We start from the raw sequence: 19,890 nt of genomic DNA, 5'->3' as shown, positions 1-19,890 counted from the left end.
TGCGCCACGCCCATGGCCACGCGGCACAGCAGACGTTTTTCACTCGCACGGAGAGACGACGATATGCCTTCTCAAGCCACGCTGGAGACGCTGAAAACCCTGGGCAGCGCAACGCTGCACGAAGCCCAGGGCCAACGCGGTGCCCTGGACTGCGGCATCAAGCCGCTCGACCCCACTCTGAGACTGGCCGGCAGAGCGCTGACCGTGGACTGCGCCCCCGGCGACAATCTGCTGATCCACTACGCCATCTCCAAGGCGAAACCGGGGGACGTGCTGGTGGTCGATGCCAAGGGCTTCACCGAAGGCGGACCCTGGGGCGACATCCTGACCCTGGCCGCCAGCCTGGCGGGCATTCGCGGCCTGATCATCGATGGCATGGTGCGCGACGCCGATGCGATCATCGACTCCCGGTTTCCGGTGTTCTGCCGCGGCCTTTCGATCAAGGGCACCCACAAGCACCAGTCGGGCAAGGTCAACGACACCATCGTCTGCGGTGGCGTCTCGATTCGCCCCGGCGACCTCGTGGTCGGCGATCGTGATGGCGTGGTGGTAGTCGCGGCCGCTGAGCTCGATGAGGTCGTCACCGCCGCCCAGGCCCGCGAAGAGAAAGAGGAGGCCTTCCGGCGCGAGCTGGAGCGGGGCGCCAGCACGCTGGACCTGCTCGACCTGCGCGACACCCTCGCGCGGCTCGGCCTGCAGTGAGACCGAGCTCGCCGGCCGGGCCGAGGGGGAGCGCCATGTCGATCTCGGCGCAGGTGCGTCACGCGCTGGTGAAGCGGCGGCTGGCACGCCTGCACAATCTGCACGACTTCGAGGCGGCCGCGCGACGCTACCTGCCACGGGCGATCTTCGCCTATATCGCCAACGCGGCGGAGGACGGCCGCGCCTTCCTGGCCAATCGTGACGCCTTCGACGACTACGGCCTGGTGCCACGCGTCCTGGTGGATGTCTCCCGGGTTACCCAGGAGACGACGCTGCTGGGCCTGCCGATGGCGTCGCCCTTCGGTATCGCGCCGATGGGGCTCGGCGCCTTGTGGGCCTACCGGGCCGATGTGGTGCTGGCCGATGCGGCACGCGCCGCAGACATTCCCATGATCATGAGCGGCTCGTCGCTGATCCGCATGGAAACCATCGGCGGCCAAGACGAGTCGACCTGGTTCCAGGCCTATCTCCCCGCCGGCCGGGAGACCATCGAGGCGCTGATATCACGTGTCCAGGCCGCGGGCTTCACCACCTTGGTGATCACCCTGGATACGCCGGTTGCCACCAACCCGGACAATCTCCGCCGGGCGGGCTTCTCCTCACCGCTGAAGCCCTCGCTCAGGCTCGCCTGGGATGGGCTCTCGCATCCCGGCTGGCTGTGCGACACCTTCCTGCGCACGCTGATGCGACACGGCATGCCCCACTTCGAGAACAACTACGCCTCGCGCGGCGCGCCGATCTTCTCACCCCATGTCAATCGCGATATCTCCGACCGCGGCCACCTGAACTGGGACGATCTCGCGTTCATTCGCGAACGCTGGCCGGGTCGCCTGGTGCTCAAGAGCGTGCTGCACCCGGCGGACGCGGCCCGCGCCAGGGTGCTCGGCGTGGATGCGCTGATCGTTTCCAACCACGGCGGCCGCCAGCTGGACGGCGCCCTCTCGCCGCTGCGCGCGCTGCCGGGCATCCTCGCCACCGCCGGTGATCTGCCGGTCATGATCGACAGCGGCTTTCGGCGCGGCACCGATGTACTCAAGGCCATGGCGCTGGGGGCCGCCTTCGTGTTCATCGGTCGCCCCTTCGCCTACGCCGCCGCCGTGGGCGGCGAGGCGGGTGTGGCCCACGCCATCGACCTCATGCAGGCCGAAATCCGGCGTGACATGGCGCTGCTGGGCATCACCCGACTGGATCAGCTAGGCCGGGATCACCTGGCCGCGCTGACGATGCTGGGCGAACGCGGCCTGACCCAGCCCACCGCAACCTCCGCCCGCGAGCCCCACACCGATCGCACACAGCATGATCAGCCATAGAGGACCGAGCCTTGACCCAGCACTCCGAACTCACACCACTCCATCATCGGCTCGGCAACGCTCCGGTCACCGGTCGGTGTTCCGGCTCGACGTGTGGTACGACGTCTCGATGCAGCAGCGCTATGCCGACCGCCCGGACATCGCCCTGACCACCCTTCCCGTGGCCAGCGCCCCCGAGGATCACGCCGACACCCTGCGCCAGGTCCATGCCTATCAGGTCTCCTCGGCCAAGGATGAAACTCCCGCCCGCTGGTTCGCCGACGCGAAGCTCCTGGCCCACACGCCCAATCTACTCTGCGTCTCGACCTCCGGCTCCGGCTACGACACCGTGGATGTCGAGGCGTGCACTCGGGCCGGCGTGCTGGTCATGAATCAGGCGGGCGCCAACGCCCAGTCGGTCGCCGAGCACACCCTCGGATTGATGCTCGGCGTCAACAAGCGCCTTGCCGAGAGCGATCATCGCCTGCGGCGCGGCGGCGAGTTCTCGCGTGAGGATCTGATGGGTCGAGAGCTCTACGGCAAGACCCTGGGTTTGGTGGGGATCGGCCATATCGGACGGCGTGTCGCCGAGCTGGCGCGGGCCTTCGGCCTGGACGTGATCGCCCATGACCCGCTACTCGACGCCGAGACGATTCGCCAACGCGGCGCGCGTCCGGTGACGCTACCGGTGCTGCTGGCCGAGTCGGACATCGTCTCGCTGCACTGCCCGCGCCAGGCTGACACCCTGGATCTCTTCGACGCGCGCGCCTTCGCCGCGATGAAACCGGGGGCGCTGTTCGTCACCACGGCGCGCGGCGGCATCCATTCGGAAGCGGCGCTGACGGCAGCACTCGAGAGCGGGCATCTGGCCGGCGCCGGCATCGATGTGTGGGACGTCGAGCCGCCGCCGCGGGACCACCCGCTATTGCAACTGCCCAACGTCATGGCGACCTACCACACCGCCGGGGTGACGCGGGAAGCACGGCGCAACATCGCCACCTGGGCGGCGGAGCAACTGATCGCGACCCTGGATGGCCAGGTACCGCCGCGCCTGCTCAACCCCGAGGCCTGGCCACGCTATACCGAGCGCTACCGGCGAATACTGGGGTAGTGAGCCAACCACGCTATTGGCGCACATAGCAAAACACCCGGCACATGGCCGGGTGTCGTGGGTCTTGAACGCGACAAGACGTATCAGCCGAGGCGCTTGGCCAGCAGCCCTTCGAGCTTCTTCTGGTCGGCGGCGAAGTTGCGAATGCCTTCGGCGAGCTTCTCGGTCGCCATGGCATCTTCGTTGTGCTCCCAGCGGAACTGGGCTTCGCCGATCCGGCCGGGGTGCTCGGCGCGATCGCTCTGATCGGTGACCTTGCGCGTCACCTCGCCCTCGGTGGAGGAGAGCTCTTCCAGCAGTGCCGGCGAGATGGTCAGGCGATTGCAGCCCGCCAGCGCCAGGATCTGGTCGGTGTTGCGGAAACTGGCGCCCATCACCACGGTCTGGTAGCCGTAGCGGCTGGCATAGTCGCAGACGCCACGCACGAACTTGACCCCCGGGTCTTCGTCCGGCGCGTAGGATTCGGTACCGGTGGCCTTCTTGTACCAGTCGGTGACACGGCCCACGAAGGGTGAGATCAAGAACACCCCGGCTTCGAAGCAGGCACGCGCCTGGGCATCGGAGAAGAGCAGCGTCAGGTTGCAGTTGATACCTCTTTCTCGAGCTTCTCGGCGGCGCGGATGCCTTCCCAGGTGGAAGCGAGCTTGATCAACACGCGATCCTTGGAGACCCCCTGCTTCTCGTAGAGCGAGATCAGGTGATGGGCCTTGTCGATGCTGGCCGCCTCATCGAAGGAGAGCTTGGCGCGACTTCGGTGGAGACGCGCCCCGGCACGATCTTGGTGATCTCGGTGCCCATCGCTACCGACAGCCGGTCGACCGCCTCTTCGATGCGCGCATCGGGGTCGGAGACCTCGGACTTCACCGCAGCCAGGGTCTCGTCGATCAGGTCCTGATAGCCGTCGAGATCGAAGGCCTTGAGAATCAAAGACGGATTGGTCGTGGCATCGTGCGGCTGATAGCGCCGGATGGCGTCGAGATCGCCGGTGTCGGCCACGACCATGGAAAGCTGTTTGAGAGAGTCGAGCTGCTGTGTCATGAATCGCTCCATCGTCTTGATGTGTGGATTGCACCCCTTCGCAATCCCAATCCCTAAAGGATAACACTGATCCGCCGGACTCGCCGTGCGATCACACCTCGATCCGGCAGGCTCAATCGGCGATCGCGTACTGCGCCGCCAGGGTCTCGCGATAGTGGCGATAGATCGTGTGATAGCGCGCCACCACCTCAGGGCGTGGCCGCGTCAGCGTGCTCTCGTCCAGCGCCACCCAGTCCTGGCACAACGCGGCGAGATCGACCTCACCCTGGCGCCGATCGCACCAGCGCGCCTGGATCGCACCGCCGAAGGCGGCGGCCTCGGTCACCACCGGACACACCACCTCCACATCCAGCACGTCAGCGACGATCTGACGCCACACCGCGCTCTTGGCGCCACCGCCGACCAGGCGCACCTGGGTCGCTCGATCGGCCAGCGGCCCCAGCAGCTCGAGCCCGTAGCGCAGGCCGAAGGTGGCGCTCTCCACCGCCGCGCGACACAGGTTGTCGGGGCTTGTGTTGAGGCTGGTGAGGCCGTGCAGGCTGGCGTGGGCCTGGGGCAGCGCCGGTACCCGCTCGCCGCTGAAGAACGGCAGCGGGTGACACCGCCGGCGCCCGGCTCGGCACGCTCCACTGCACGATTGAAGCCGGCGATATCGAGCCCCACCAGCTCACGCATAGTGGTGGTGGCGGAGGTCACGTTCATGGTGCAGATCAGCGGCAACCAGCCGGCGTGGCTGGCGCAGAAGTTGGCCACCATGGCGTTGTCGGGCACCACCGGCTCCGGCGAATGGACCGCGATGGTGCCCGAGGTGCCGAGGCTGATGGTCACCCGGCCGGGCACGATGTTGCCGGTGCCGATCGCGCCCATCATATTGTCGCCGCCACCGCTGGCGACCAGCACGTCCTCGCCCAGGCCCAGCTCACGGGCGAGCTCGGGGCGCACCGTGCCGGCCGCCTCGCGCGAGTCGATCAGCCGCGGCAGCACCTGAGCGGGGTCGAGCTCCGGGGCGATGACGGCGAACACGTCGTGGCGCCACTGACGGTTGCGGGTGTCGAAGTAGCCGGTACCGGAGGCATCGCCGGCCTCGGCCACGCGCTCGCCGGTGAGCCAGAAGTTGAGATAGTCATGCGGCAGCAGCAGCGTGGCGATGCGCGCGTAGGCCTGCGGGTGGGTCTCGCGCAGCCAGGCGATCTTGGAGGCGGTGTATCCGGTCTGTAGCACCAGGCCCAGCTTGTCGAGGCAGCCCGCCTCGCCGCCGAGCCGTTCGATCAAATCCGCGTTCCAGGCCGCGGTCTCGGTATCGTTCCACAGCTTGGCCGGATGCACCGCCATACCCTCGGCATCCAGCGCTACCATGCCGTGCTGCTGGCCGGAGATGCCGATCGCGCGCACCTCACGACCGTCGACCCCGGCCTGCGTCAGAGCGTCGCCGAGGGCGCCACGAAAGGCCTCGGTCCAGCTCTCGACGCGCTGCTCACGGCGCCCGTTGTCGCCCTGATCCAACGCGTGGGGCCGAGACGCTTCACCGATGATCCGCCCGTCCGCGCCGTCGACCAGCACCACCTTGGTGCTCTGAGTGCCGCAATCCACGCCGATGTACATGCTGGTTTCCTTGTCTCTGTTTCCACGGGTCCGGGGTATCGCGTATCACGCGCCGATCAGATGCTCGACGCAGGCGCGGGCGCCATCGCGGTGCAGCCGTTCCAGGGCGTCGAGGTAAGCCGCACGAAAGCGCTCGTCATCGGCCAGATCGCCGAACAGTTGGCGGTTCTCGATGAACGCCGTGGGCTCGTCGCGGTTGCGCTGGGCGATCGCCATCAGCGACGCCTTGAGCCGGTCGACCACCTCGATCGGCTCGCCCTGCTCGTCGACCCCTTCGGCATAACGCGCCCAGCTGGCGACCACCGCCGCGCTGAGCCGGATATCGCCATCCTGGGCCAGCCGCTCACGAATCACCGGCACCAGCCACTTGGGGATGCGATCCGAACTCTCCGCGCAGAGCCGCGCCAGGGTGTCCTTGATCTCCGGGTTGGCGAAACGCGCGATCAGCGTGTGCTTGTAGGCGTCGAGATCGACCCCCGGCACCGGTGAGAGCGTCGGCGTCGCCTCGCGGTTCATGTAGGCGAGCAGGAAATCGACGAAGGTTCGATCCTGACACACCTCGTGGGCGTAGCGGTAGCCTGCCAGATAGCCGAAGTAGGTCAGCGCCTGATGGCTGGCGTTGAGCAAGCGCAGCTTCATCAATTCATAGGGAATGACGTCCTCGACCACCTGCACCTCGACCGTCTCGAAGGCCGGCCGGCCAAGGCTGAAGTGGTCCTCCAGCACCCACTGGGTGAAGGGCTCGCACACCACCGGCCAGCGATCCTCGAGGCCGAAGCGCTCGGCGATCTCGTCGATGTCGGCGGCGGTGGTGACCGGCGTGATGCGGTCGACCATCGAATTGGGAAAGCGCACCTCGGCCTCGACCCAGGCGCCGAGCTCGGGGTCGCGGGCACGGGCATAGGCGACGAACATCTTGTGCGCGACCTCGCCGTTGCCCTGGATGTTGTCGCAGGACATCAGCGTGAACGGCGCGATGTCACGTGCCCGGCGCCGCGCCAGCGCCTCGATGACGATGCCGAAGGTGGTCCGCGGCGTCTGCGGTGATGCCAGGTCATGCTGCACATCGGCGTTGTCGAGATCGAACTCGCCGGTGACATGGTGGAAGTTGTAGCCGCCCTCGGTGACCGTCAGCGACACGATGCGGATGCGCGGATCGGCCAGGGTCTCGAGCACCGTCTCGATATCGTCCGGGGCATAGAGATAGTCGATGATCGAGCCGATCACCCGCGGCTGGTACTCACCGTCAGGGTGCTTGACCACCAGCGTATAGAGGTGATCCTGCGCCGCCAGCGCCGCCTGCATACGCTTGTCGCCCGGCATCACGCCGACCCCGACGATACCCCAGTCGAGGGCGTCGCCGCGATTCATCAGGGTGTCGAGATACATCGCCTGGTGGGCGCGGTGAAAGCCGCCGACGCCGAAGTGAACGATCCCCGGCGTGATCCGATCACGCGGATAGCTGGGGGTAGCAACGGCGTCATCGAGCTGCGTCAGATTGGCTTGTTTGAGTGCGGTCATCGGGGGCCTCCTTGAGCCGGCCATGGCCTGAATCCGTATTGCCGCGCGCCCGGCGGCGCAGGGGCTTGAGCGTGCGTACGACCCGCGCGACGCGGGGTCGGGATGAATCGGCGGCTCGGCGTCAATCGAGGTGCCGGGTGAATCCGGTATCGCGGGGGAATCAGCGGTAGCAGGCGAGCCCGAGGTCTCGAGTGCGTCCGACGTGCCGGCCAGAAAGTGCCAGTGCCAGTCCGGCGCCACCGAGTGATCCTTGATCAGCTGGGCGTTGAGCATGTCCTTGGCATGGGTACGCCTGATCGCCTCCGCCGCGTCCTGGCCGAGATCGTGCCAGCGCTGCAGCAGCCGCTCGACAAGCACTGCATCGGGGACATCGATGAATAGCGTGAGGTCGAAGAACGAGCGCAGCGCGCGCCAGGGCGCGGTCGAGCAGCAGATAGTTGCCTTCGACCAGTACCAGCCGGTGGCCGGGCTGGATCAGCCGCGCACGCCGCGCCCGAGCGAGATCGAGGGGGCGATCGAACAGCGGTACCGCCACCGGGCCGTCGTCACGCCGCAACCTGGCCAGGTCGTGGCTCAGCCCGGCGACATCGAAGGTCTCCGGCGCGCCCTTGATATCGAGCTGGCCCTGGGGGATCAGCACCGCGTTGTCGAAGTGATAGCCATCCATCGGCACCAGCGCGACATAGCCCGGACGCAGCGCATCGATGCGCGCACACAGCGCCTCGGCGAGGGTCGACTTGCCCGCCGCCGGCGGCCCGGCAATGGCAACCAGAGTGCGCCGCTCGGCACGGGAAGCCGCCAGCACGCGCTCGGCCATCACTTCCAGCGATGGCGACATGGGCAGCGCCGGGCACTCGGCATCAGGCGTGATCGACATGCGTCTCTCCTCTCATTAGGCGATGCCTCAGCAGGCAAGTACCGACAGGCAAAGTACCGACAGGCGATGACGCTGCAGGGGCTGAATCCGCAGGCGCCGCATCAGGGCGCGAGGTATCAGCACGCGGTGTAGCCGCCGTCGATGCGCAGATCGGCACCGTTGATCATCGCCGCCTCTCTGGAGGCCAGGAACATCACCCCATGGGCAATCTCGGCCGGCGTGGCGAAGCGCCGGGTCGGAATCAGCGCCTTCATCCGCTCGCCCTTCTCACCGGCCCAGCCGTAGCGTCCCAGCTCGGTGTCGACCACGGTCGGCGACACCGCATTGACGGTGATGCCGCGCGGCCCCCACTCCAGCGCCAGGGTGCGGGTCAGCCCCAGCACGCCGGACTTGCTGGTGCAGTAGGCGAGATGCCCCTCGAGCCCGACGCTGGCGGCCTGGGAGGCAAGGTTGACGATGCGCCCGTAGCCCGCCGCCAGCATCTGCCGCCCCACCGCGCGGCAGCCGAAGAAGACCCCGCGCAGGTTGACCGCCTGGGTCGCGTCCCACAGCGCGGTCTCCATCGCCTCGGCCGCCGCCAGCGGGCCGATACCCGCGTTGTTGACCAGTACGTCGAGACGCCCGAAGTGCGCCACGGCGCGTTCGACCAGCGCCTCGACGCCGGCCTCATCGGTAATGTCGAGCACCGCGGCCAGGGGCTCCCCTGCCAGCCCCGAGGCCACGGCCTCGACCTCGGCGCTCTTGTCGACGAGCACCAGACTGGCGCCGGCGGCGGCGAAGCGCTGGGCCAGCTCGCGCCCGATACCGTTGGCCGCGCCGGTGATCATCACCACGCTGGCGCTGAAGTCGAACTGCACCTGGGTCATGGCGTCATCCTCACAGTGAAACGCGCTCGGGGGCATCGGCGGCCGTGTCCTGGCAAGCCCGGGCGTAGGCGTCGAGCACGCCCTCGATATGCCAGCGCACCAGCGCGCGCGGCTCGGGGGCGAGCTGGCCGACGCGGACCGCCCGATGCGCATCGGGCAGATACTGACTGATCAGCGGCAATGGCAGCGGATGCGCTTCCAGCGCGGCGAACAGCGACTCCAGCGTGGCCGCGACCGCAGGCACACCCCAGTAGTAGCGAATGCGGTCGCTCAGGCTGTAGCGCCGGGCGAAGCGTTGCTCGGCAGGATCGCCGGGGTAGTAGGCGCGCCAGTAGCGCGGTTCGTCGAGCATCGCTCGCTCGACCACGGCGTCCAGGTCCGGCGCCTCGATGCAGGGAGCCTCGGCGGCGATGGCGGCCAAGGCGAACAGTGCCTCGCGCATGGCAAAGGTCAGCGCGGGGCCGACCTTGAGAATGGCAAAGTGCCCCGCGACCAGGGCGCGGTAGGCCGCCGGCGTCTGGTAGTCGGTGGAGTGCGCCTCGAACACCAGATCCGGCCACTCGAGGATCGCCTGACTCAGCGCGTGGGCGCCGGCCGGATCGAAATCGACCACCTCGGCGTGGCCGAACTCCACCCCGGGCTGCACCACCACGCCGCGCACCCGGCGCCAGGCGTCGTCGAGCCCCTCAGCGGCGAAACGCTCAGCGTGAACCGCCAGCGTGCTTGTTAGATCGGCGGTGGTGGTGACCGCCACGCCCTCGAGCCGCTCATGGGCACCGCCGGGGGTCGGCACCTCGGTCCCGATCACATAGCGAAGCTCACTGCGGCGTTCACCGGCGGCGGCCTCGGCGGCGTGACACAGGCGCGCGGCCCGAGCCGCGATCTCGGCAGTCGAGCGCGGCCGGGTCGTCGGCGCAGCCCATGCTGGCGTCCAGATGCAGCTTGGTGAAGCCCGCCGCCGCGTAGGCCGCGACCAGGGCCTCGGCGCGTACCATCGCCTCGGCGGCGGGTAGATGCTGCCACGGCGAGGGACCCAATGGTCGCCCCCAGGATCAGGCGTGCCGGGTCGAAGCCGCGTCGGGTGGCGATCGCCACCACCCGCGCGCGAAAGTCGTCGGGGGTCTGGCCGGTATAGCCGCCCTCCTGATTGACCTGGTTGCAGGTCGCCTCGATCAGCAGCGGCGAGCCATCGGCGAGCGCGCGGTCGAAGGCCGCCTCGAGCACCAGCGATGCGCGAGCAGACCGAGTAGATGCCGCTGAGAGCCGCCCCGGCGCGATTGGCGGCGACGATGGCGTCGAGCAGATGGCCGCTCATGTGAGATCTCCATGGGATGCGATCAGGGCGTCGAGGGTGGCACGGTCGCTGGCCCCCTCCATGGGGCCGATCCGGGTCACCGCGTGGGCGCCTGCGGCGCTGGCCAGAGTCAGGGCGCGGGCGAGCGGCTCACCCCCGGCGAGCGCGGCGATCAGCGCCCCACCAAAGCAGTCTCCGGCGCCGGTGGGGTCGCGCTCGGTCACTTTGAAGGCGCCCACGCGCTGGTGCTCGCCAGCGCGGAAGGCTTCGCTGCCACGCTCGGCGCGCTTGAGCACCAGCAGCGACAGACGCTTGGTCGCCAGCAGCCGGGCCACGGTGTCGGCTTCCGCCTCGCCCTGCCCCAGCCAGGCAATATCGGCCTCGCTGGGCAGGAAGATGTCGCAGTCATCGACCCGGCGCAGGACCGCCTCGCGGCTGACCGGATCACGCATCAGCTCCGGGCGGATATTGGGGTCGAAGCTGACCTGCCCGCCACGGGCCTGGACCCGCGCGACCAGGGCATCGATCAGTGCGATCGCCGCCGGCGAGGTAAGCGAGGAGCCCATCACGTGCAGGTAGCGGGTATCGGCGAGCCGGGCGAGCCCGGCCTCGTCCAGCGCCAGGCGCGCCGCCGCGCTGTGCGCCAGGTTGAATACGAAATCGCGTTCGCCGTCGTCGCGGTAGCGCACGAAAGCGGTGCCGGTGGGCCGCTCGGGGTCGCAGACGACCGCGCCGATATCGATACCGTCGGCGGTCAGGCGCTCACGGATCAACTCGCCGAAACCATCCGCCCCGACGCAGCCGGCGTAGGCGACTCGGGCGCCCATGCGTGCCGCCTGCGAGGCGAAGATTGCCGGTGCCCCACTGGGAAAGGGGCCGAGAAAGCGCCCCGCCTCGGTGAAGCGCTGGCCGCGGCGCTCGGCGACGAACTCGGCGAGCAGCTCCCCGGCGGTGACGATGTCGAAGGTGGGCGCGGTATCGACCATGTCAGCTCATCCAGTTGCCGCCGTCGACATTGAGCGTCTGCGCCACCACATAGTCGCTATCGGCGCTGGCCAGGAACACCGCCGCGCCCACGTGATCCTCCGGGCGCCCCATGCGGCCGTAGGGCACTGCCTCGCCCACCAGACGCTTCTTCTCCCCCGGCGGGCGGCCTTCGTAGCGAGCGAACAGCGCGTCGACCTCGTCCCACATCGGGGTATCGACCACCCCGGGGGCGATGCCGTTGACGTGGATGCCATGCTTGATCAGGTCGAGCCCGCAGGACTGAGTCAGGCTGATCACCGCCGCCTTGGTGGCACAGTACATGCTCACCAGGGCCTCACCGCGGCGCCCGGCCTGGGACGCCATATTGATGATCTTGCCACCCTCACCGCGCTCGACCATGTGCGCCGCCACCGCCTGCAGGGTAAAGAAGGTGCCCTTGACGTTGACTGCGAACTGCTTGTCGTAGCTTGCTTCGCTGACCTCGAGCACCGGCGCCATGTCGAACACCGCGGCGTTGTTGACCAGAATGTCGATCGGCCCCAGGCGTGCCTGGACCGCCTCGATCATCGCCGTGCGCGACTCGCTGCTGCAGATATCCAGCCGCACCGCCATCACCGCATCGCCGTGACGCGCCGCCAGCGCCTCCGCGGCCTGCTCGGCGGCGGCGAGATCGATGTCGGCGATCGCCACCCGCGCGCCCTCCTCCAGATAGCGGCTGACGATCGCCAGTCCGATACCGCGGGCCCCGCCGGTCACTACTGCCGTACGCCTGTCGAGTTTCATCGCCATATTCCTGTGTTGATCACGCAGTCGTTGATAGCCAAATCTTTGATAGCCAGGTCTTTCATAGCTAAGTCTGTGATAGTCAAGTCTTTGATAGCCAAGCCCTTGATAGACGACCTCTGATGAAGCGGCCGTGGATGGCCTGCTCAGGCGGCGCGCCAGCGCCGCCAGCGGGCAACCAGCTCGCCGAGCCCGGCCATGTGATCGAGCGTCGCCCAGGCCCCGGCATCGCGCAGCCGCGCGGCGTGCCCGGCGGCGATATGGCTGGCGCCGGTGAAGCCGATCACCGTCATCCCGGCGGCACAGGCGGCGCGGGTGCCGGAGACGCTGTCCTCCACCACCAGACAGTCGGCCGGCGCGGTGGCGAGCGTTTCCGCCGCCAGCAGATAGACATCCGGCGCCGGCTTGGGCCGCGCCACCTGCTCGGCGGTGAACAGCGGCGCCGTCCCCAGCCGCGTGTTGAGCCCGGTGTGGGAGAGCGAGGCGAGCACCCGCTCGCGGCGGCTGTTGGAGACGATCGCCAGCGGCAGGTCGAGGGCGTCGATCGCCTCGCTGATACCAGCGATCGCCTTGAGTTCGACGGCCAGCCGGCGCTCGATGGCCGCATCGATGCTGAGCAGCGCATCCGGCGGCAGTTGGTGCACGCTGAGCCCTTCGAGATGGCTCAAAATCGCCGCCGTGGTCATGCCCAGCGCCCGCTCAGCTCGTGCTCGGCGGCCAGGTCCGGCAGCCACGCGGCGAGCTGGTCGTGCAGCACGCTTTCGGCGATGGTCTCGCTGTCGACCAGCACCCCATCACAGTCGAAAATCAGTAGCCCCATGCCACCCTCCTCAGGACACATCGGCGGCGGTCGAGGCGCGGTTCTGACGCCGCTCGACATCGACCAGCGGATGACGCTCGAGGTGGGTCAGGGCCAAGCCATCTTCCGCGAACAAGTGCGCGCGGGCGGGGGCGAAGCCGAAGCGCACGTTATCGCGCACGCGGTGGGAAACCTCACCGTCGGTGACCAGGATCCACTCCTCACCGTGGCACCGCACATAGAGCGAGGTGACTCCGCCGAGGCGTTCGATCACCGTGATCTCGCCCTCCAGCGGGCCGTTGTCATCGAGGGTCAGATGCTCCGGCCGGATGCCCAGACTCAGGGTGTCGCCGGCCTGGCAGCCGCTGGCGTCCACCGGTACCAGATACTCGCCGCCGCCGGGCAGGCGCACCGAGACGCCCTCGCCGCGGGCGTCGCGCACCTCGACATCGATGAAATTCATCTTCGGCGAGCCGATGAAGCCGGCGACGAAGCGGTTGCGCGGGTGGTGGTAGAGCGCCATCGGCGAGCCCACCTGCTCGACGATGCCGCCCTGCAGCACCACGATCTTGTCGGCCATGGTCATGGCCTCGATCTGATCGTGGGTGACGTAGATCATGGTGGCATCGAGCTCTTCATGCAGGCGCGCCAGCTCGATGCGCATCTGCACCCGCAGGGCAGCGTCGAGGTTCGACAGCGGCTCGTCGAACAGAAAGATGCTGGGGTTGCGCACGATCGCACGGCCGATTGCCACGCGCTGGCGTTGGCCGCCGGAGAGCGCCTTGGGCTTGCGCTCGAGCAGGTTCTCGAGCTGCAGGATGCGCGCCGCCTCGAGCACCTTTTCACGGCGCTCGGCCTTGGGCACCTTGGCCAGGCGCAGGCTGAAGCCCATGTTGTCCTCGACGCTCATGTGCGGGTAGAGCGCATAGCTCTGGAACACCATCGACAGCCCGCGCTCGGCCGGGCCGACCTCGTTCATGCGCTGGCCGTCGATCAGGATGTCACCGCTGGAGACACTCTCCAGCCCGGCGATCATGCGCAAGAGGGTCGACTTGCCGCAGCCGGAGGGGCCGACGAAGACCACGAACTCGCGATCCTTGACCTCCAGGTCGACGCCCTTGATCACCTGAGTGCCGGCGAAGTCCTTGACGATATTGTTGAGTTCGAGCGTTGCCATGATGAATTCCTTATTTGACGGCGCCGAAGGTCAGGCCGCGGACCATCTGTTTCTGGGTCATCCATCCGAGGATCAGAATCGGCGCGATGGCCATCGTCGAGGCGGCGGAGAGCTTGGCCCAGAACAGCCCTTCGGGGCTCGAGAACGACGCGATGAAGGCGGTCAGCGGGGCCGCGCTGGAGGTAGTCAGGTTGAGACTCCAGAACGCCTCGTTCCAGCTCAGGATCACCGACAGCAGGCCGGTGGAGGCGATCCCCGGCAGGGTCAGCGGCACCAGCAGGTAGAGCACCTCCTGCAGGGTGCCGGCCCCATCCATGCGCCCCGCCTCGAGGATGTCCTTGGGCACATCCTTGAAAAAGGTGTAGAGCATCCACACCACGATCGGCAGGTTCATCAGCATGTAGATCACGATCAGCCCACTCAGGCTGTCGAGCAGCCCCAGATCGCGGAACAGCAGATAGACCGGCATCAGCACGCCGACCGGCGGCAGCATCTTGGTCGAGAGCATCCACAGCAGCGTGCCGCGGGTGCGCGGCGTGGGCAAAAACGCCATCGAGTAGGCCGCCGGCACCGCAATCAACAGCGCCAGCAGGGTCGAGCCGAGCGACACCACCACGCTGTTGATGGCGAACTTGACGTAGTCGGCCCGCGCCATGACCTCGTGGTAGCCGCTCAGGGTGGGCTCGAAGAACAGGCTCGGCGGCGTCGCCACCGCTTCGCCCTCGGTCTTGAAGCCGGTGAGAATCATCCAGAAGATCGGGAAGAACACGACCAGCGCAATGGCCCAGGCCAGCAGCGTGATCGCCAGTTTCTTGGTGATGGAAGAGTGCATGCGCTACCTCGCCTCAGGTCTCGAGATGCCGGGCCACGGTGCGGATCAGGAAGATCGCCACGATGTTGGCCAGAACGATGGCGATCACGCCGCCGGCGGACGCCCCGCCGACATCGAAGTCGAGCAGCGCGCGGATATAGATCAGGTAGGCCAGATTGGTCGACGCCAGCCCCGGCCCGCCGGAGGTGGTGACGAAGATCTCGGCGAAGATCGTGAGCAGGAAGATCATCTCGATCATGATCACCACGCTGATCGCCCGCTTCAGGTGCGGCAGGGTGATGAACCAGAAGATCGCGATGGGCCCGGCACCATCCATGCGCGCCGCCTCGACCTGGTCGTCGTCGAGGGACTGGATCGCGGTGAGCAGGATCAGCAGCGCGAACGGCAGCCACTCCCACGACACGATGAGGATGATCGAGGTCAGCGGCAGCGACGAGAACCAGTCCACCGCCTGGAAACCGAACAGATTGAACAGCCACGCCAGCACCCCGTTGACCGGGTGCATCATCATGTTCTTCCAGATCAGCGCGCTGACCGTGGGCATGACGAAGAACGGCGCAATCACCAGCAGCCGCGCGATGCCGCGACCGAAGAACTCCTGCTGGAACAGCACCGCCAGCAGCGTACCGCCGACCACGGTGATCGCCAGCACCCAGCCGACCAGCAGCAGGGTATTGCCCATCGCCGTCCACAACGCCGGATCGGTGAGCAGGTAGGTGTAGTTGTCGACCCCGGCGAAGCCGGAGATAAACGGGTTGAGCAGGTTGTAACGCTGGAACGAGAACCACAGCGTCATGCACAGCGGTACCAGCATCCACAACAGCAGCAGGGAGACAGCGGCGCCTGCAGCAGGAACGAACGCATTCCGCTACGGTGCGACCGGAAGCTCTATGACGCATGGCTAGGCCCATCGGTAAGCGTGGGAGGGAAGCGCGGCCGAGTTCGATCCGGCCGCGCCGTGACAGTCGATGGCGCCCGCGAGCGGGCGCCGGGACGATCCTCGTCCTGCCGGATCAGTCCTTGTACCGGATCAATCCTTGTAGTAGCCGGCCTGACGCATGGTGCGGTCGGCACTGCGCTGCGCGTTGCTCAGCGCCTGGTCGACCGTCTGCTGCCCAGCCAGGGCGGCGGCGATCATCTGGCCGACCTGGGTGCCGATCGCCTGGAACTCGGGGATATCGGCGTACTGCACCCCGGTGTAAGGCACTGGCTTGGCGCTCGGGTCGGTGGGATCGGCCGTCTCGATCGCCTTGAGTACGAAGTCGGCGAAGGGCGCGGCCTGCTGATACTTGGGATTGTCATAGGTCGACTTGCGGGTACCGGAGGGACGCTGGTCCAGCCCTTCTTCTCACCGACCAGGTCGACATAAACCCTTGGAGGTCGCCCAGGTGATGAAGGTCTTGGCGGCATCCTTGGACTGCGACGACTGCGGGATGGCCAGGGCCCAGGACCACAGCCAGTGCGAGCCCTTGGGTGTCTTGGCGATCGGCGCCGGAGCGAAGCCGAGCTCGTCGGCGACCTTGGACTCGCTGGGGTCGAAGATGCGCCCCGCCGCCGAGGTGGCGTCGACCCAGATGCCGCACTTGCCGCTGGAGAATAGCGCCTGGTTCTCGTTGAAGCCGTTGGAGGTGGCGCCCGGGGGGCCATCGTTCTTCATCATGTCGACATAGAACGAGACCGCTTCCTTCCACGCCGGCGAGTCGATCTCCGGGTGCCACTTCTCGTCGAACCAGCGCCCGCCATAGGTGTTCACCAGGGTGGAAAGGAACGCCATGTTCTCGCCCCAGCCCGGCTTGCCACGCAGGCAGATACCGTAGACCCCGTTGTCCGGGTCGTTGAGCTTGTCGGCCCAGCCGCGCACCTCTTTCCAGGTCGGCTGCTCGGTCATCTGGATGCCGGCCTTGTCGAACAGATCCTTGCGGTAGTACATCATCGAACTTTCGCCGTAGAACGGCAGCGCATAGAGCTTGCCCTTCTGGCTCAGGCCATCGCGGATCGGCTTGAGCAGATCGTTCTCGTCGTAATCCTTGGGCAGGTCGTCGAGCGCGGTCAGCCAACCCTGCCGGGCCCAGATCGGGACCTCGTAGGTGCCGATGGTCATGACATCGAACTGGCCACCGTTGGTGGCGATATCGGTGGTAAGACGCTGACGCAGCACGTTCTCTTCCAGCACCACCCAGTCGAGCTTGATATCCGGGTGGGTCTTTTCGAACTCGTCGGTCAGTCCCTGCATGATGATCATGTCGTTGTTGTTGACCGTCGCCACCGTAATGGTCTCGGCGTGGGCGGCCAGCGGTCAGCAGCGCGACACCGGCAGCAGGTATCAGGAAGATCGGGCGCATGGAGGGCTCCTTCAGCGAGGGCGGGCGTTGTTTTGATCAATCTACTCACAGCGTAGTCAAATGATCATTTCGCCCGCCGCGAAAAGCAAACCCCTGACCCTTAGACTTTGGCCAAAGACGCTTGAAAAAAATCCACAGCGCATTGATTTTATTGGGTAAAAATGGAGCGCACGCGCAGAAAAAGGGCTATCGACCATGGTCTATAGCCTATTCGAGCCTACCTGGGGATCACGGTAGTGGACGGTGAAAATACCTAGCTTGCAGGTCAGGCCTCGAGCAGATATCGCGCTGCGGCCTCGTCGGTCACCAGCCCCTTGAGCCAGCCGCCGCCGCGCAGCGCGCTCAGGATCGCTGGGCCCTTGTCGCGGCCGCCGGCCAGGCCGATCAGCGGCTGTGCGCCGAGTTCGGCCAGCGGCAGACTGGTGATGCGCCGGGTCAGGGGCAGTCGATCAGCTCGCCGGCCAGGTTCATCGGCCAGCCCAGCAGCTCGCCCACGGCCCCGCCGCGAGCAGCTCGTCGAGCTCGCCGCGGCTGATGAAGTGATCCTGGAACAGGGTCGCCTGCGGGTCGATACGGCCGATTCCGATCACCCCGGCCTGAGCCTGACGGGCCACCGAAAACACCGCCTGCACCAGCGGCTGCGCCAGCAGCACCGACTTCTCCTCGACCGAGGCAGCGACCACCGGGGCCGGCAGCAGAAAGCGGCTTGCCCCGACCTTGTCGGCCAGCATCATCACCCCATCGTAGCGGTTGGAGGAGCCATCACGCGCGACGTTGCCCACCAGCGAAACGATGCGGTGCGCGGGCGTGCCATCACCCCCAGCGCCTCCACCGCGGCGCGCACCGAGCGCCCCGTGCCGAGGCAGAGTGTCAGCGGCGTCTGGCTTTCGAGCAGCCCGGCCAGACGCTCGGCACCGGAGGGAGCAAGGAAGGCGGCGTTGCCGCCGATCGCGTCGGGGCCGCTGGGCACCACGTCGCAGAAAGCCAGATCGAAGCGCACGCGAATGGCATCGCCCATCGCCATACAGCCGGCGATCGGATGGTCGATACGGATCTTGACCAGCCCCTCGTCCCGAGCCAGCGCCAGCAGGCGCTGGACGCCAGGGCGCGAGACCCCCAGCTGGACAGCGATCTCGTCCTGGGTGCGCCCACCGACATAGGAGAGCCAGGCCGCACGGGCCGCCTGTTCACGCTTGAGTTCGTGTTTGTCCATTCTATGTCTTACCTGTGCCCGAGCCGGGTGTGTCGCAATGAAATCATCTCAACCTCGACTTACCGGTGGCAAATGCGATGCCCGCGGCGCCCGCTCAGCCGGACTTCTCCAACTGCGCCGAGACCGGTGACGCCGGCAGCCAGACATCGGCGGCGAGACCGCCCAGCGGGGCGCGATCCAGAGTCAGCTCGCCGCCGTAGAGCGCCATCAGATCTTCGACGATCGCCAGCCCCAGGCCCGAGCCGGCGGCGCTGGTGTCGAGCCGCACCCCGCGCGCCAGCGCCGATTCGCTCTGCGCCCGGGTCATCCCCGGGCCGTCGTCCTCGACCCGCAGGCGCACCCCGTGCTCGGCCCGGCGCACCACGAAGATCACCCGCGCCTCGGCCCAGCGCAGCGCGTTCTCGAGCAGGTTGCCGACCAGCTCCTGCAGGTCCTGGGGGTCGATGCGCGCCGTCGCGGTAGGGTCGACCTGGGCCTCGAAGCTGACGCCACGGCGCTCGGCGAGACGCGACAGCCCCTGGACCACCGGCGCAATCGCCTCAGCAATGGTGACCCGCCCGGCAAAAGCCAGCCCGCCGGCGGCGGAGGCGCGCGCCAGATGGTGGCGTACGGCGTCGTCGATACGCGCAAGCTCGGTTTGATCGGCTGGCGCTGCTCGGGGGGAAAGCGTTCGGCCAGGGTCTTGAGCACGCTCACCGGGGTCTTCAGCGCGTGGGCCAGATTGCCCGCGGCGGCGCGCCCGCGCTCGATCAGGCGGCGATCACGCTCGAGCACGCTGTTCATCGCCAGCGCCAACTCCTCGAGCTCAGCGGGCAGTTGGGTATCCAGGCGCTCGGCCTCGCCCTCCTCCACCGCGCGCAGGTTGGCCGACATACGCCGTAAAGGCGCCAGCCCCCAGCGCATCTGCAGCGCCAGTCCGGCCAGCAGCAATACCGCAAAGGTGGCCAGCGAGATGATCAGCAAACGCTCGAAGCGCCCCACTTCCCGGTCGAGTTCGCGGGTGGAGCCGGCCAGGGCGACGCGGATCACCTTGGGGTGGCCGGGCACGCGGATATCACGCTCGATCATGCGCAGGGGCTCGTCGCGGGGTCCGGTGATGGCGAACACGCTGACGCCATTCTCGGGCTTGGGGGTAGGCAGACGCTGGTCCCACAGCGAGCGCGAGGTGAGGGTCAGATCGCCCTCGTCGGTCACCTGCCAGTACCAGCCGGAGTAGACCCGCTCGAAGCGCGCATCCCCCAGCGAGCGGTTGAGCCGCAGGTGCTGGCCCATGCCATCGATCTGAATGCCCGCCAGCAGCGCATTGAGCTGGGACTCCAGACGGCTGTCGAAGGAGGCCGTGGCCGACTCGCGGAAGTTGTAAGTGAGGCCGAAACCGGCCAGCGGCAGCAGCACCACCACCAGCACCAGCGAAGCCAGCAACAAGCGCGTGCCGAGGGGCGCGCAGTAAAGCCGGT

16 protein-coding genes and 5 pseudogenes are annotated in these 19,890 nt (G+C 67.5%); 3 read left to right on the top strand and 18 right to left on the bottom strand.

The window, feature by feature from the left end; all coding sequences use genetic code 11:
• Positions 1-63 precede the first annotated feature (63 nt).
• From CN538_RS12675 to CN538_RS12665, 3 genes are all read left to right on the top strand, one after another.
• Positions 64-702, top strand: a complete 639-nt coding sequence (locus CN538_RS12675) for a 4-carboxy-4-hydroxy-2-oxoadipate aldolase/oxaloacetate decarboxylase (RefSeq protein WP_106419658.1) — start codon at positions 64-66, stop codon at positions 700-702.
• A 35-nt stretch (positions 703-737) separates the two neighbouring features.
• Complete coding sequence (locus CN538_RS12670) at positions 738-2,012, top strand: alpha-hydroxy acid oxidase (protein WP_106419657.1); 1,275 nt, start codon at positions 738-740, stop codon at positions 2,010-2,012.
• 76 nt (positions 2,013-2,088) lie between these two features.
• Positions 2,089-3,102, top strand: coding sequence for a hydroxyacid dehydrogenase (locus tag CN538_RS12665; RefSeq protein ID WP_242495077.1), 1,014 nt, complete (start codon positions 2,089-2,091; stop codon positions 3,100-3,102).
• Positions 3,103-3,185: 83 nt separating this feature from the next.
• Here the strand turns inward: CN538_RS12665 and tal are convergent.
• The 18 genes and pseudogenes from tal to CN538_RS12590 form a co-directional block, all read right to left on the bottom strand.
• Positions 3,186-4,140: pseudogene (gene tal, locus CN538_RS12660) on the bottom strand (transaldolase).
• A 112-nt stretch (positions 4,141-4,252) separates the two neighbouring features.
• Positions 4,253-5,742 (bottom strand): annotated as a pseudogene (xylB, locus tag CN538_RS12655) (xylulokinase).
• A gap of 45 nt (positions 5,743-5,787) precedes the next feature.
• Complete coding sequence (locus CN538_RS12650; RefSeq protein ID WP_106420642.1) at positions 5,788-7,263, bottom strand: mannitol dehydrogenase family protein; 1,476 nt, start codon at positions 7,261-7,263, stop codon at positions 5,788-5,790.
• Positions 7,264-7,423: 160 nt separating this feature from the next.
• Complete coding sequence (locus tag CN538_RS12645) at positions 7,424-8,140, bottom strand: nucleoside/nucleotide kinase family protein (RefSeq protein WP_340638110.1); 717 nt, start codon at positions 8,138-8,140, stop codon at positions 7,424-7,426.
• Between the two features lie 116 nt (positions 8,141-8,256).
• Entirely contained in the window at positions 8,257-9,006 is a 750-nt protein-coding gene (locus CN538_RS12640; RefSeq protein WP_106419656.1) for a GolD/DthD family dehydrogenase, read from the bottom strand.
• 10 nt (positions 9,007-9,016) lie between these two features.
• On the bottom strand, positions 9,017-9,868 hold the full coding sequence (locus CN538_RS12635) for a class II D-tagatose-bisphosphate aldolase non-catalytic subunit (protein WP_422917585.1): 852 nt from the start codon (positions 9,866-9,868) through the stop codon (positions 9,017-9,019).
• Positions 9,811-10,230 (bottom strand): class II D-tagatose-bisphosphate aldolase non-catalytic subunit, encoded by a 420-nt coding sequence (locus CN538_RS26370; protein ID WP_422917584.1) that lies wholly within the window; start codon positions 10,228-10,230, stop codon positions 9,811-9,813. The genes CN538_RS12635 and CN538_RS26370 overlap by 58 nt, the downstream gene beginning before the upstream one ends.
• A gap of 87 nt (positions 10,231-10,317) precedes the next feature.
• On the bottom strand, positions 10,318-11,286 hold the full coding sequence (locus CN538_RS12630) for a sugar kinase (RefSeq protein ID WP_106419655.1): 969 nt from the start codon (positions 11,284-11,286) through the stop codon (positions 10,318-10,320).
• A 1-nt stretch (position 11,287) separates the two neighbouring features.
• Positions 11,288-12,070 (bottom strand): L-iditol 2-dehydrogenase, encoded by a 783-nt coding sequence (locus CN538_RS12625; protein ID WP_106419654.1) that lies wholly within the window; start codon positions 12,068-12,070, stop codon positions 11,288-11,290.
• Between the two features lie 146 nt (positions 12,071-12,216).
• Positions 12,217-12,756, bottom strand: coding sequence for an HAD family hydrolase (locus tag CN538_RS12620; RefSeq protein WP_340638109.1), 540 nt, complete (start codon positions 12,754-12,756; stop codon positions 12,217-12,219).
• The gene (locus CN538_RS25295; protein ID WP_340638108.1) at positions 12,753-12,890 is read right to left on the bottom strand and encodes a hypothetical protein; all 138 of its coding nucleotides are present in this window, start codon (positions 12,888-12,890) and stop codon (positions 12,753-12,755) included. The genes CN538_RS12620 and CN538_RS25295 overlap by 4 nt, the downstream gene beginning before the upstream one ends.
• A 10-nt stretch (positions 12,891-12,900) precedes the next feature.
• Complete coding sequence (locus CN538_RS12615; protein WP_106419653.1) at positions 12,901-14,046, bottom strand: ABC transporter ATP-binding protein; 1,146 nt, start codon at positions 14,044-14,046, stop codon at positions 12,901-12,903.
• 10 nt (positions 14,047-14,056) lie between these two features.
• Positions 14,057-14,878 (bottom strand): carbohydrate ABC transporter permease, encoded by an 822-nt coding sequence (locus CN538_RS12610; RefSeq protein ID WP_106419652.1) that lies wholly within the window; start codon positions 14,876-14,878, stop codon positions 14,057-14,059.
• 13 nt (positions 14,879-14,891) lie between these two features.
• A pseudogene (locus tag CN538_RS12605) lies at positions 14,892-15,777 on the bottom strand (carbohydrate ABC transporter permease).
• Positions 15,778-15,908: 131 nt separating this feature from the next.
• A pseudogene (locus CN538_RS12600) lies at positions 15,909-17,220 on the bottom strand (ABC transporter substrate-binding protein).
• Positions 17,221-17,485: 265 nt separating this feature from the next.
• Positions 17,486-18,433, bottom strand: a pseudogene (locus CN538_RS12595) (sugar-binding transcriptional regulator).
• A 94-nt stretch (positions 18,434-18,527) separates the two neighbouring features.
• Complete coding sequence (locus CN538_RS25290) at positions 18,528-18,827, bottom strand: ATP-binding protein (RefSeq protein WP_340638340.1); 300 nt, start codon at positions 18,825-18,827, stop codon at positions 18,528-18,530.
• Positions 18,803-19,858, bottom strand: a complete 1,056-nt coding sequence (locus CN538_RS12590) for a sensor histidine kinase N-terminal domain-containing protein (RefSeq protein WP_340638107.1) — start codon at positions 19,856-19,858, stop codon at positions 18,803-18,805. Before CN538_RS12590 ends, CN538_RS25290 begins: the two co-directional genes overlap by 25 nt.
• Between the last annotated feature and the right edge of the window lie 32 nt (positions 19,859-19,890).

This window comes from Salinicola tamaricis (assembly GCF_003006155.1).
GTDB classification, from domain to species: Bacteria; Pseudomonadota; Gammaproteobacteria; order Pseudomonadales; family Halomonadaceae; genus Salinicola; species Salinicola tamaricis.
The sequence above is the reverse complement of the archived record's forward strand: the minus strand, read 5'-3'. Positions and strand labels throughout refer to the sequence as shown.